Below are 13,728 nucleotides of genomic sequence, written 5' to 3'. Positions count from 1 at the left end.
ATACCTGTAGATAAAACACTCTTTTTCAAGTGTCCTAACTACAGGTACCATAATACTTAAACGCCACACTACCGTTTTGATTGCTGTTTATTTTCATACATATTTTGATCCGCAATCATTAATAATTCCTTAATTTCCCTACCATCCTTTGGATAAGTAGCCTTACCGATTGACAAGGTAATCTTTTCTTTAAAGATGTATGAGAACTTGAACATTGCTTCAGTAAAATTAAAATCTCGTAAGTCTTGTTTTTCATTTTCAAACGTAATGACGATAAATTCATCGCCACCCCACCTTGCTATTATATCACCTGGTTCGGTTGATCGAATTAGTGTATCCGCCACCATTTCTATAACCTTATCACCGACAATATGACCATGTGTATCATTAATATGTTTAAAGTTATTTATGTCTAATATATAGAGGTGGAACGGTTTGTTATTTACTTTAAGTTCCTCTAACTTCCTAACCATATACCTTTTATTATAAATTGAAGTTAACTCATCATGATTAGATAAATAATGGAAATATTGCACTTTCCGATTAAAAATAAGAACAAAATAAGCAATTAATAATAGTGGTATAGTGATAAGGATACCACTCAATAATCTATTTAAATTTAAAAACAAAAAATCAAACCAAATAAAAAACAACAGGATATATACAATTCCTAAGATTACTTTTCTATTAAATTTAATTTCCATATCATCCGCCTTTTATATTTTTTTATCAATTTTTCAGAAAAACATGGTATTATAAAATAATTTTATATTGTTCAATAAATTTCTGCAAGTCGGTAAAAAATTACAAGCGATTATATTTCCGTTGTACACTTATCATTGATCGATTTAATATTGCAGCAACTTCCTTTAGGGTATATCCACTCGACATCATCAGTAACAAAGATTTTTCCTCTTTTTTACTCCATACTTTATAAGATGTTTCCTTTTTGTGGTTCTTTTCATCCTTATACCATTCTGGAACGGGAAGTAAACTCAAATAATCAATTTTTGAAAAATCGATTCTATCCCGATTTACTTCAGCCCAACTCCAAAAATCCTCTGGTTGAATTAAATAGTATTTTTGTTCACACCTCGTCGCTCTTTTTACACATTTTAGATCATGTCTTTTTATCCACTCCCTAACAGTCGTTGGATCTACTTGTAATGCATTTGCTAGTTGACAAGTCGTTAAAAAACCTGTTTGCTCTCGAGTATTCGATATACCAAGCCGTTTCATTTTACTTAGAACCGCTTGGACAGTCCGATTAAGCTTCTGAGCAATAGTTTGTATCTTGTAATATCCTATAGTCTCTTTTAAAAACATTATTTCTTCATCTGTCCAATTTCTTCTAGTCATCCACAACACCTGTTCTTACTATATTTTTGTTAGTAACCAAATCGGTTTAGACTAAGGCCATTAGTCAAAAAAAATAAAATGCCTCTGAAAAGTATCATTTGATATCTCAGTTAGCATTTTGCATGAAAACGGTATCGACTTTTATTTGTTCTTCCTTGAAAAAGTTAGTGAGGTTTAGTCTTTGGGTTATTATCGCAAGGCTATTAATCGGGGAAAAACTTCTATCTATGTTATGATAAACATTACAATATCTTCCATCAAATTCCCTCATTTTTCTTACACCTCATCTGAAATTATATTACAGGTTTTTACACACGAGGATTATTATAACAACTGAGATTAAATCATTTCAAGTAAAATGTCCTATTTTTTTCAAAAACCTATGCTAATTTTTAATCTTAATAGATAAAAAAGAAGCACCTATGGTTGGTACTTCTTTTTAGTTAATATTAGGTTCCCTTCTATTTGTTCACAACACTACTTATCATTCTTCTGCATGTTTTGAAAATGGTAAAGCGCGCCTATTTGTCCGGCGGCATTTCCGAATTTACAGGCTTCTATTTCGGCAATAGTGAGTATTTCTGGTCGAATTCTTTTTAGTCTTTTAATAATATGTTCTGTAAATTCTGGTTGTTCACTTATTCCGCCACCAAATAAAACCTTTTCAGGTGCTAGTGTGTGGATTAGGTTTGCAGTTCCAATTGCGATGGAATTAAAAAATTCATCTACTTCTTTTATTATATATTCATCATTTTGTCTATACCTTTCAAATAACTCGATACCTGTTAGTCGAATCCCAGTCTTTTCATAGACACGATGTAATAGATTCCAAGTAGATCCAACCCTACTGAACGAATCTGTGTCAAGAAGTGTTTCTAACGATTTGGTAGTATTCAAGATCATCAGTCCTACTTCTCCAGCCATACTATTTTTCCCACGTCTTAAATCACCATCTAAAAAGATCCCTCCACCTATTCCTGTACCGATAGTCATGCAAATAAAACTATTGCATTCCTTTGCATGTCCTTGCCATTTTTCCGCTAATGTTGCACAGTTCGCATCATTTTCAAATTCAATGGGCAGCCCAATCGAAACAAGCTCTGCTTTCAAATTTTTACCGATAAAGTCTGTTATTTGACCTGCATAGTAGACATACCCGCTCGCTACGTCTACAGCAGCTGGTACACTGAAAGCAACTCCGTCTAACTCCCACTTTTGTTTGTGGGAATCAGCAATATCTAAAATCAGTTTAAAAATTGCCCCTTTTCCTTGCTCTGGTGTCGGAGTTGAAGAACTTTCAATTACATTTGCCTGTTCATCCATAATCGAATACTTTATGGACGTCCCACCAATGTCATAGACTAAATACTTGTTCAATTGACACTCCTCCTCCTTAAAAACCATAGTTCTCTACTAAATTTGTAAATCATTACCCGAAGAAATGCACAAAATTTACTACTTCCTGGTCTTTTAAATGAAAGCAAGTCGGAAATGATCTTCCCGACTTTACCTTCAATCTTCTTATTAATTGTTTTTCTTCCAATCATCATATTGCTTTTGGATTTCTTCTAATACTTTATCAAGTCCTGCTTCCTTGAATTTTTTATTTGCTTTTGGTAAATATTCTTCTGGATCCACACTACCAGTTAATAACGCAGGTGCGAATTCTTGGGATACGTTCGCAATTGCTGCAATCTCTGTACGTACAGGATTTGTATCAAAGTAGAATCCTAAAGTCGGTGCTGGTGTTGAAGCATCATTGAATTCCTTGAACTTTTCCCATTTATCTTCTGGATCATTTTCGTATAATTTAAGAATGAAGTGGTTACCTAAAGAGTAGCTAGGCATATTATATCCATCTACACGAGCTGGAAGGTCTTTGATCTTACCGTTATCAAGCTCCTCGTAGTGCGTACCTTCAATCCCTTTGTCAACTAGGTTACGAAGATATGGATCTGTATTTAATAGATTTAAAAATTCCATTGCTTTTTCTGGATTTTTTGATGTTGCTGAAATTGCTTGAATTGCTCCTGTAACTGAACTGTTGAACGTAATCGGATCATGCATCGGTTGTACCGCTACATCATATCCTGCTCCACGAGACCATAATAGTTCAGCTGTTGGTTGGTACATTTCTTTACGGACGAACCAGTTCTCTACTTCTAATGGCCATGGATCTGTACTTGTTGCTGCATCAGCCTTGATGTAACCTGCTTTATAGTATTCATGCATTGTTTTTAATGTTTCCATCATTACATCTGTTTCATAAATATTAACAACTTTACCTGTATCGCCATCCAGTGGGAAAGCAAATGGCATTTCATCTTCTAACACATAATCGAACGGCAAATATGGTTTAAATGTTGCGATAGGTGTAAAGTTTGGTTCATTTTCTTTTACTGTTTTTAATAGTGGTTCTAAGTCTTGTAATGAATTCACACTTGAAATATCCATATTATGTTTATCTACTAGATTTTTATTGAAGACATATACACTTTGCTGACCCACTTCTTTGTTTGAAGGAATACCATAAAGCTTACCATCAATTTTTGCACCTTCAAGGAAAGCAGGGTCAAGAGCAGCCTTTAATTCTTTGCCATGTGAATCAAGAAGTTCATTAAGATCTTTGAACGCTCCTTTTTGAGCATTTAATACATAGTTACCACCAGCCGTATAGGCAATATCAAATGATTCTCCAGAAGCAATCATGACTTGCATCTTTTGATCATAATCGCCCCAATCGATTTGCTTTAATTTTACAGTTGCATTGATTTTTTCCTTCGTATACTTACTTACCTCTTCAAAAACTTTATCTGTATCCTTTTGAGGTGTTCCAATTGTGTACCATACAATTTCATATGGCTTATCCTTTGCATCATTGCTTGCCTTGTCAGAACTATTATCCTTGCAAGCAACTAGAAATGTCGTCAAACTTAATAATAAAACTAGGAAAAAAGCAAATTTTTTTCTCATTTTCGTAATTCCTCCCTTGTATTTATCTGCATATTTTTTATTCCTTCACTCCGCCAATCGTTAACCCCCTTACAAAATATTTTTGGAAAAATGGATAAGCGATTGCTATCGGTAATGTAGAAATAACAACCATAGCCATTTTTGCAGCATCTTGAGGTATTGCTTTTAATATTTCATTTTGTAAGCCGCCAGTTAGCGTATTCTGTCGTAAAAATTCGATATTATTCTCTATTTTCATCAGTAAAGATTGCAGCGGTATTAATTGTGGTTCATCAATGAATAATAGCGCATTAAACCAATCATTCCAGTAGCCTAATGTACTAAATAAAGCAATTGTCGCAATTCCTGGTAATGATAATGGAATAACAATTTGAACAAAGATACGGAGTTCACTAGCTCCATCAATTCGTGCCGATTCTAATATTGATTCAGGAACAGATCTTTGAAAGAAGGTTCTCATAATCAAGATGTAAAATGCATTCATAGCAAGTGGTAAAATCAATGCCCATATTGAGTTACGCAAATGCAATAGCTGTGTCGCTACGATATAAAAAGGAACTAATCCTCCACTGAAAAGCATTGTAAAGAAAGCAATGAAGGTAAAAAAACCACGATATTTAAATTGCCTTCTTGATATGGCATAAGCATACATTGAAATCATAAGAACACTTACAATCGTTCCAATTACCGTTATTAAAATCGTGATCGTATAGGATTGAAACAATTGATCCTTCATATTCCATAAATACTGATAGGCTTCCGTACTCCATACTTCAGGTATAAGCTGATAGCCATTTCTTGCTAATGTTTCCTCATCTGATAAAGAAATAATAATGACATATATAAAAGGAAAAATACACATAATGGCGAATGAACCTAATATGACATTCATTAAAAGATTAGGAAAACCGCTTAAACCATGAGGTGTATATTTTCTTGTACGTCTCTTTTTGGTGTTCAGTTGATTCACCATTTTCCCATTATGAGGAGTAGGCTGGGAGCTATTTAGATTTGTTGTCATTGTCATGTGCCACGAAACCGCGGCTCCCCTCCCTTTTCTTTAAAATAAAGCATATTCTTTATCAACCTTCCGAACAAGATAGTTCGTTAGCATAACTAAGGTAAATCCGACAATCGATTGATAAAGACCCGCTGCTGTACTCATACTAATGTCACCCATAGTTGTTAAGCCTCGGTATACATATGTATCAATTACGTTTGTAACTGAGTATAGCGGACCAGAATCCCTAGGTACCTGGTAGAATAGACCGAAATCAGCGCTAAATATTTTTCCAACATTTAAGATGGTCAAAATAATAATGAGTGGCGTAATCATCGGAATCGTAATATTGCGAATCTGTTGCCACTTGTTCGCACCATCAATCATTGCTGCTTCGTAATAGTTTCGATCAATCCCTACAATTGCCGCTAAGTATACGATGCTTCCATACCCAACGCCCTTCCACATACTTGTTAGTACGATAATAAATGGCCAATATTTCGCTTCGTTATACCAGGAAATCGCATCGATTCCAAACCATTCCAGCATATTATTGAGTAAGCCACGATCCACACTTAGAAATGTAAATACGAAATAACTAACAACTACCCATGATAAAAAATGAGGAAATAGCATTCCAGTTTGATAGATTTTGGACAGTCTTTTATTCGCAAGCTCACTAAGAACGATTGCAACAAAAACGGCTAGTATCAAACCAACTATGATAAAAACTAAATTATACAATACCGTATTTCTTGTAATAACCCATGCATCATTTGTATTAAACAAAAATTTGAAGTTCTCAAATCCTACCCACTCACTGTTCACAATGCTTGAGAAAAACCCATTCGGATCATAGCGGAAGTTTTTAAAGGCAATGACCGTACCAAACATCGGTAGATATGAAAATAGTAAAAGCCAGATGGTTCCTGGTAAAACCATGAGGAGCCAAACACGATTTTTGTATACATCATGGAAGAAATTTTTAATACGACCCACAAAGCCCCTCCTCTCTAATATTGAAAACCCTTACATATTTATCATAAGTAAAAGTCTAAAAGGTATAAAGTTAACAATATTTAGATTTACTGTACTAATTAAACATTCCATTGAACGGGGTCACTTATAACGTAGAAAAATCCCGATTAACGGGATTTTAGGAGCTTATATTCATTGTTCTCCATGCAGATGGTGTGATACCTACTACTTTCTTAAACTGTTTATAAAAATAGGCTGAATCCGCATATCCTACCTGCTTTCCAATGATTCCTGCCTTCAAATGGGTCTCTCGTAACAATTGCTTCGCTTTCTCAAGTCTTAGGTGGTTAATATACTCTGAGAATACTAGACCAGTTTCCTTTTGAAAAAGCTGTCCTAAATAGATGGAGTTAATATGAAACCTATAGCTTAATGTCTTCAATGATAGCTCCTCATGATAATGCTCTTGAATATATTGAACGACACTTTGAATGATTGGACTTCGTTGCTGTGACTTTTCCTCTAATTTAGTCAGGATTTCATTGAAAAAGCCAATTAAAATCGCAACAAGCCTTTCCATTGAATGAGCCTCTAAAATTTGTTTTACAATATCTACAGTTTGATCAGTTGTATTTAATGTTACTTCTTTTTGTAATGACGTAATGATATCAATCGCAAAACCCCTGATGCTTGTTGGAGCAATTTTTCGCTTTGACTCATCTATTTGATCAAAGGCACCTCTAATCCATTTAATCGCTTTTTCCTTATCTGACCCGATAATATACCTTTTGAGATCATCCAATAAGTAAGAGGTCGATACAAATGGATCAGTGAATTGTGCAGCTAATTCATCCGTTATAAGACCGCTATCGACATGCACCAAACGATAGCTTGATAACTCTTTCGCATGCTGATAACTTTTATACATCTCGATTGTTGAACGAACAATTGAACCAACACTAATATGATACTTACATGAAATCGTTGTAGCCACTAGCTGATCTACTTCATTTAGCTTTTTCATCAGATCATCTTGATCCTTGAACGAGAGAATCAGTATTAGCTCACCATCTGGATTGGTAATGCATACAGAGTGAAATACCTTCTCAATTTTTTTACGAATGGATGAAACCTGTTGAACTTCTGCTTGATTTGCGATTTGCATCAGTACGACTGTTATGTTTTGGCAATCAAATTCCAGATGGTATAAATCCAGTCTCTCGCGCCATTCTTTCTCATCTATATCTTGATTCAAACTACGCCAAATCGTGTTATCCCTTAAAATCGTATATGCTTCCTCATCCTCAGTAGATTTATCAAGCTTCTCAATGCTATTCATTAACGTGGAGAAAAGTTCTTGTTCGTTGACTGGCTTAAGGAGATAATTCTCGATTCCGAGCTCCATTCCCTTTTTCACATATTTAAACTCTTGATAACCAGATAAGACGATACATTTGGTACTTGGATTCTGTTCTCTTAACCTACTAATCAGCTGTAAACCATCCATCTTCGGCATCATTATATCCGTTAATAAAATATCAATATGACAGTTTTCTAGCTTTTCAAGTGCTTCTAGTCCGTTTGATGCTTCACCGACTACCTTTAGTCCGTAATCTTCCCATGGAACGAGTGCTTTCATGCCTTCAATAATAAATGGTTCGTCATCAACAAGAAAGACATTATACATGTGGCAATCCCCTCCTAGCAGCTGGTATCTTAATGACTACAGTTGTTCCTTCTCCCTCAATACTCGTAATTTGTAGCCCATAATCAAGTCCATATTTTAATTGCAGTCTTTGATGAACATTGCTTAATCCAATTGATCCTTCAGAAGTCATTGTTCCTTCTTGTAATTTTTCCTGAATTTGGACGAGCCTCGTGGACGTTATCCCACACCCATTGTCTTTTACAATTAATTTAATATCCTGCTGTTTTCTTTGGACACGAATAACTAACTCATTTTGATTTGTTTCTTTACGGAATCCATGAATCAAATAATTTTCAACAAGTGGTTGAAGGGTGAATTTTAGGATTTTTTCTTCTAAATATTTTTCAGGAATTTCGTAGGAAACATGTAGACGATTTGGATAACGAATTTGAATAAGACTAATATATTCTCTCACGTGTTCAATTTCATCAGCAACACGGACCACTTCTTTGCTACTTAAGGAATAACGAAACAATTGTCCTAAGCTATAAATCATATTGCTAGTTGTTTTTGATCCATCCGCTATTGCCTTCATCCGAATCGCTTCTAAAGTGTTATAGAGAAAATGTGGCTGGATTTGGGACTGAAGCGCTTTCATTTCTGCTTCTCTTTGTTGAATATTTAACACATACACATCCTTTATATACTTATTAAGATCATCCAGCATATCATTGAAGCTCTCTGATATTGTCGTTAGTTCATCACTTTGTTTGCTAGCTGGTATTCTAATTTTTAAATTTCCATCCCTAACCTCATGAATAGCGTTATCAATTTTATTAATTCTTTTAGAATAGGATCTCATCAAAATATACGTAACCGCTATCGCGATTATGGATAGTAACATTGTTGCTAGAAACATATATCTATGAACAATTGTGACTTTCTTGATTTCTTGTTCTGGAATGAATCCGACATATACATAACCCATTTGGTCATCTGCTATTGTATTAATATAATAATTCTTTCCCTTCCATTTCTCCTTTGAAAATTTCGTTTCAAATGGAATGTCTTTTAGAAGAGTAGGTATTGAAGAATGTGTAGATGAATATAGCTGTGAGCCATCTCTGCCAATAATATGAACTGACCCTTTATATTGGGATCTTCGCAATTGAAGCAAGTCTTGGATACTTTCGGTATCATAGAACACCGTTAGCTTTCCGATTTCCTTCAGATTAACCGGGTCATTAATCGAACGTGAGATTTGAATATTGTTATATATCTGCCGTTCTTGCTCCCACTTTACTTTTAGGATTTTCATATCTTCTGGAGCTAGGCCCAAGCGATCCTGTATTTCAGATTTTTCGTTTTTACTAAGAAATTGATTCCATCTGTGATGATTATTGACAAAGATATACTCTGTTCCTGGGTTAGAGCTTTTCAAACTAACAGCATTAATATCGGGATCTTGAGTAAAATAGGCTTGGAAAAATGTATCTAGATTATATGATACAAATGAAGGACTTTCGCTGTATTTATCTAATCGATAAGATAAATATGTACTATAATCATTTTGCAGTGCATAGGTGATATCATAAAAAATGAGATCTGACTTTAAATAAAGCTCCTGCATAACATTTTTAACATATTCTTCTTTTTGGTTTAGATTCGCTTCAATCCGCTCTAGTGTCCGTGTACTTGCATCCATCTCCCTCTGAATAATAACCTCTGTATAATAGCTCACAAGTACAAACATTAAAACAAACATCGTTAAAAGGATTGTTGCAGAATAGTAGACCAAAATTTTACTAAATACTTTATTTGATAGACGCTTCTTCCTTTTTCGAGTGAACATCCTTCGTCCTCCGGTGCCAAATACTTAAAATGAATCTATCGAAAAATCATTATTAGATGTTCTTCCGATAGATTCCTTCTGTTTATATTTTATCAAGAAAAATGGATAAGCAGCGTTTTTATTTCATATGGATTTATTTCAAATGTAAGTTCACCAGTTTGAATGGATCCTTCGAGTTGTTCCAATAGATTTGTTTCTGACCAACTTTTGACCTTCTCAGGAAATTCAATTGAAACTTGACCTCTACGGCCTTCATATTCATGAAGTCGGATAATGACAGCATTCTCATCTTCTTTTTTCTTAATAGCATCCACTTTAACATGTTCATTATGAACCTTCATGAAGGATGTATCTTTCGGTATAAAACTACCTTTAACAGCCTTTAAAGGATTGTTCACATACCATGCTTGTTTAACGGTATCCCCAGTTCTCCAATCTCCGATGTGAGGTAGTAAGGAATACGTAAATACATGCTCACCTTGATCTGCGGTTGGATCTGGATAAATGGCCGCTTTTAATAAAGATAATCGTATCGTTTGATCCTTAATGTCATACCCATATTTACAATCATTTAATACGCTTACGCCATAGCCCGTTTCTGATAGGTCAGCCCATTGGTGCCCAACTGTTTCAAAGCGAGCCATATCCCAGCTAGTATTCCAATGTGTCGGTCTCTTCACATTCCCAAATTGGATATCATAGGTCGCCTCAGTTGTACGAATATCAACAGGGAAGGCTACTTTTAAAAGCTTACGCTGTTCATGCCAATCGACCCTCGTCTTAAAATCAATCCGACGATTATGAGCATACAACACCATATCCTGCTCAATAATCGATCTACCATATTGCCACTTCGTACGAATGACAGTTTGTAGAGTTCCCTTTTCAACAATTTCACTTGAAAGAACGTCATTAACCTCTTCCATTTTTTCTTGGTAATACAAATCAATATCCCACGCATCATGTGCCAATGGCTTATCTTCAAACATTTGGAGGATATTCCCTTTGTTCTGATTGTTGAGCACTTCACGTTTTGCTTCCTTATCATATAGACGAGTGATTTGGAGTGCATCATTCCATTCAATGAGATAATAAGGTGTTTCGAGACTTTTTTCATGATACGTAAATGGTATCTCGCTGTATGATGTCTGTTGTTTTTCAAACTGTATTTCAACGACTCCGAAAGACGATAATTTCTCTATTTCAATAAGCCACCCTTGTTCAGTTTGTTGACTATTTAATATCTGACCTTGCATGGTTGACCATTTTCCAGTCGAATTATTTTCATTATCGTATGGGATGATAAGGCTTTGTTGATCCTCCCAATTTGCAGCATTAAAAACGGTGTACGTATTCGATTTTGGTTCAATCAGATCCTTGAGGTTTTCTTTTACAATCTCGTGGTGAATTTCCTCTGCTTGTTCATACTCCACCCTAGCATCCTCGTAAACTTCCTTAATAGATGAACCTGGGATAATATCGTGGAATTGATTTCGTAAAATAATCTTCCAGCCCTCATCAAGATTTTGCTGTGGATATTTCCCCCAGGATGATCGTAATGAATTCCAAACAGATAACCATTCAGATTCCCTATAGCCTAGCTCAAGCTTTCGGTTCATTCGCTTTGTATAGGCTTGGCTCGTATATGTCCCCCGATGGTATTCAAGGTATAGCTCCCCATCCCATGTGTGCACATACTCATTCGTCTTTTCAATATTCTCATGTAGTTTCTTAAAGAAATCGCCAGCCGTTGTTGTTTTAACTTGTGGGAGTCCCGGCATATTCTCGAATCTGCGGCGAAGCTCAATCATTTCCCGATTGACCCCTCCACCTCCATCCCCATATCCATAGGAAAGCAATAAATCCTGATTGATGTCCTTATTCCTGTATGAATTCCATGCCCCATTAACCGTTTTTGCCGTAATTAGTCCATTATACGTATAGAACCATGAGTCAGGGGAGTTCCAAGGTTCAGGAGTTGTTATGAAATGAGTTACTATTTCAGTTCCGTCAATCCCTCTCCACTTGAACGTATCATGTGGCATCCGATTGTACTGATTCCAGCTTATTTTCGTTGTCATGAATGTATCAATACCAGACTTTTTTAGAATTTGCGGTAGTGCCCAGCTATAACCGAATACGTCTGGCAGCCATAAGTACTGGCAATCGATTTCAAACTCTCTTTTGAAAAATGCTTTCCCGTACAGAATTTGCCTTACAAGCGATTCGCCACTTGGTATATTACAATCTGCTTCAAGCCACATTCCACCTTCTGACTCCCAGCGGCCTTCTTTAACACGTTTTTTTATATTTTCATAGATTTCCGGATAATCATGTTTTATGTATTCATAGAGCTGAGGCTGTGTTTGCAGGAAATAGTATTCTGGATATTGCTCCATTAAACGTAATACCGTTGAAAAGGATCGTGCCGCTTTTTCCCGAGTATGCTTTAATTGCCATAGCCATGCAACGTCAATATGGGTGTGACCCACACAATGGATTGTTACAGGGTGATGCTTTTCAATCTCATTGAGCATCTCATGTAGTATTGTTCCTGCTATTTTACAGCTATCATAGAAATTGTCATCACCTGGTTTACTCCAATCAAGTTCCATGAAGGCTTGATTCAATGCTTTGATAATCTCATGCTTTTCTGGACGTTCATCCCCAAGCTCCTTAATTGTTTGCCATGCTGCAAGTGACGTATAGTAAAGATCATCCACTGCTTCATCTAACCAGCATAATCTAGACGTCTCAAGTGTATACGTTTGTTCTCTCGGTTCTCCACCACCCTCAAGACCTGACCATAATCTGAAGTCTAGTTGAACTGTGCTTCCTACTGTTGCAGGGGGAAAGAAAACCTCTTGATGGTTCGAGTCTACCCCTTGAAATGGCTTGCCATTAAGAAATAATAACGATTCAAATCCAGAGTTGTTTCCCCCACCGGTTCGACCAAAATCAAATAGACCCACTACTTTTTGATCCTTCCACTGCGCTGGAATTTGTACAGCTGCGTGAAGCCATAGATATCGGTCCCTACCTGTCCATTGATCCCCTTGCTGAAGCTTCGAATCGCCCTTCACTTCAGGAGGATACGTTCCTACTAACCCCTCATCCTCAGTTGTAAGAAACGCTAGGATTTCGATTCCATCACGATAACGATACTGTGCTAACTCTTGAACTCTAGCTTCTAATTTTCGATCCATCAAAAACATGTCTAGTACCCCGCTTTATCTAGTTATTCTCTCATTTTCGTCCACTGCTTGATGTTTCACCTTATGCTTTCTTCCATTTGCATTTCGGTGTGAACGATTGCGTGTTGTTTTTCAAGTGCAAGAAATCTTTTTAAGCTTACATTCATAATCCAATATGCAGGCAAAACCCCTATTACAAACGGGATTAGACCCGGCATATTCATAATTAAATACCCAATAAAGAACAAACCGATCACAATAAGCAGTGAAGATGTTGGACTTATGAGTGAGATGATAAATGATTGTTTGATATATTCCTTCATTGAGTATTGATAATGCACATAGATTGGGAAGAAATGAACGATTGTGTTTACATATAAAAGAATAATAAAACCAATAAACACATAGAGAACAATGGAAAAGGTACCTTGCATCCCTTCTGCAATTTTTAGGTCTACATATAATAGAAAGCCAATTAGTGCAAAAATGAGCCCAATCAAATTAGAACGCAGAAATTCTTTCCGATATGTTTCTTTAAATGTCTTCAAAATAGAAGCATCAAAATCTTTTAGCTTCCACTTCCTTGTTACAGCAAATAGCGCAACAGTCGCTGGCATAAAGCCAAAAACACCCAAGCCAGCTATCATAAAACCAAACCATAGCAAATTCGTCCACACTAAACGAACAATCCATTCACTTGCTTCCTGAAGCATCTTCCCCATGT

Annotated in this window: 10 protein-coding genes; all 10 read right to left on the bottom strand. The window is 35.9% G+C overall.

All coding sequences use genetic code 11. The features are described from left to right. Positions 1-68: 68 nt before the first annotated feature. The 10 genes from MJG50_RS07790 to MJG50_RS07745 all read right to left on the bottom strand — a co-directional run bounded on the left by MJG50_RS07790 (position 69) and on the right by MJG50_RS07745 (position 13,726). Positions 69-704, bottom strand: coding sequence for a GGDEF domain-containing protein (locus MJG50_RS07790; protein WP_240254315.1), 636 nt, complete (start codon positions 702-704; stop codon positions 69-71). Between the two features lie 100 nt (positions 705-804). Continuing rightward, entirely contained in the window at positions 805-1,359 is a 555-nt protein-coding gene (locus MJG50_RS07785) for a helix-turn-helix domain-containing protein (protein ID WP_240254307.1), read from the bottom strand. A gap of 477 nt (positions 1,360-1,836) precedes the next feature. Beyond that, on the bottom strand, positions 1,837-2,736 hold the full coding sequence (locus MJG50_RS07780) for an ROK family protein (RefSeq protein WP_240254305.1): 900 nt from the start codon (positions 2,734-2,736) through the stop codon (positions 1,837-1,839). A gap of 147 nt (positions 2,737-2,883) precedes the next feature. Then, the gene (locus MJG50_RS07775; RefSeq protein WP_240254303.1) at positions 2,884-4,332 is read right to left on the bottom strand and encodes an ABC transporter substrate-binding protein; all 1,449 of its coding nucleotides are present in this window, start codon (positions 4,330-4,332) and stop codon (positions 2,884-2,886) included. A gap of 37 nt (positions 4,333-4,369) precedes the next feature. Further along, positions 4,370-5,224 carry a carbohydrate ABC transporter permease gene (locus MJG50_RS07770; RefSeq protein WP_240254327.1) on the bottom strand — a complete coding sequence of 285 codons (855 nt, stop codon included), beginning with the start codon at positions 5,222-5,224 and terminating at the stop codon, positions 4,370-4,372. Positions 5,225-5,392: 168 nt separating this feature from the next. Beyond that, positions 5,393-6,274, bottom strand: a complete 882-nt coding sequence (locus MJG50_RS07765; RefSeq protein WP_240254325.1) for an ABC transporter permease — start codon at positions 6,272-6,274, stop codon at positions 5,393-5,395. A gap of 214 nt (positions 6,275-6,488) precedes the next feature. Then, positions 6,489-7,997, bottom strand: coding sequence for a response regulator transcription factor (locus MJG50_RS07760; protein ID WP_240254301.1), 1,509 nt, complete (start codon positions 7,995-7,997; stop codon positions 6,489-6,491). Next, the gene (locus tag MJG50_RS07755) at positions 7,990-9,810 is read right to left on the bottom strand and encodes a sensor histidine kinase (protein WP_240254292.1); all 1,821 of its coding nucleotides are present in this window, start codon (positions 9,808-9,810) and stop codon (positions 7,990-7,992) included. The genes MJG50_RS07760 and MJG50_RS07755 overlap by 8 nt, the downstream gene beginning before the upstream one ends. A 92-nt stretch (positions 9,811-9,902) precedes the next feature. Then, positions 9,903-13,025 (bottom strand): alpha-mannosidase, encoded by a 3,123-nt coding sequence (locus MJG50_RS07750; RefSeq protein ID WP_240254291.1) that lies wholly within the window; start codon positions 13,023-13,025, stop codon positions 9,903-9,905. A gap of 56 nt (positions 13,026-13,081) precedes the next feature. Next, on the bottom strand, positions 13,082-13,726 hold the full coding sequence (locus tag MJG50_RS07745; protein WP_240254289.1) for a YesL family protein: 645 nt from the start codon (positions 13,724-13,726) through the stop codon (positions 13,082-13,084). Between the last annotated feature and the right edge of the window lie 2 nt (positions 13,727-13,728).

This window comes from Fredinandcohnia quinoae (genome assembly GCF_022427965.1).
Taxonomy (GTDB): domain Bacteria; phylum Bacillota; class Bacilli; order Bacillales; family Bacillaceae_L; genus Ferdinandcohnia; species Ferdinandcohnia quinoae.
Note: the sequence above shows the minus strand (reverse complement) of the source record. Positions and strands in the feature narration are given on the sequence as shown.

Excerpts from the sequence above, each read along its gene's own strand:
- MJG50_RS07745 (WP_240254289.1), bottom strand. The coding sequence starts at position 13,726 with ATGGGGAAGATGCTTCAGGAAGCAAGTGAATGGATTGTTCGTTTAGTG.
- MJG50_RS07790 (WP_240254315.1), bottom strand. The coding sequence starts at position 704 with ATGGAAATTAAATTTAATAGAAAAGTAATCTTAGGAATTGTATATATC.
- MJG50_RS07760 (WP_240254301.1), bottom strand. The coding sequence starts at position 7,997 with ATGTATAATGTCTTTCTTGTTGATGACGAACCATTTATTATTGAAGGC.
- MJG50_RS07770 (WP_240254327.1), bottom strand. The coding sequence starts at position 5,224 with ATGAATGTCATATTAGGTTCATTCGCCATTATGTGTATTTTTCCTTTT.
- MJG50_RS07755 (WP_240254292.1), bottom strand. The coding sequence starts at position 9,810 with ATGTTCACTCGAAAAAGGAAGAAGCGTCTATCAAATAAAGTATTTAGT.
- MJG50_RS07750 (WP_240254291.1), bottom strand. The coding sequence starts at position 13,025 with ATGTTTTTGATGGATCGAAAATTAGAAGCTAGAGTTCAAGAGTTAGCA.
- MJG50_RS07775 (WP_240254303.1), bottom strand. The coding sequence starts at position 4,332 with ATGAGAAAAAAATTTGCTTTTTTCCTAGTTTTATTATTAAGTTTGACG.
- MJG50_RS07765 (WP_240254325.1), bottom strand. The coding sequence starts at position 6,274 with ATGGTTTTACCAGGAACCATCTGGCTTTTACTATTTTCATATCTACCG.
- MJG50_RS07785 (WP_240254307.1), bottom strand. The coding sequence starts at position 1,359 with ATGACTAGAAGAAATTGGACAGATGAAGAAATAATGTTTTTAAAAGAG.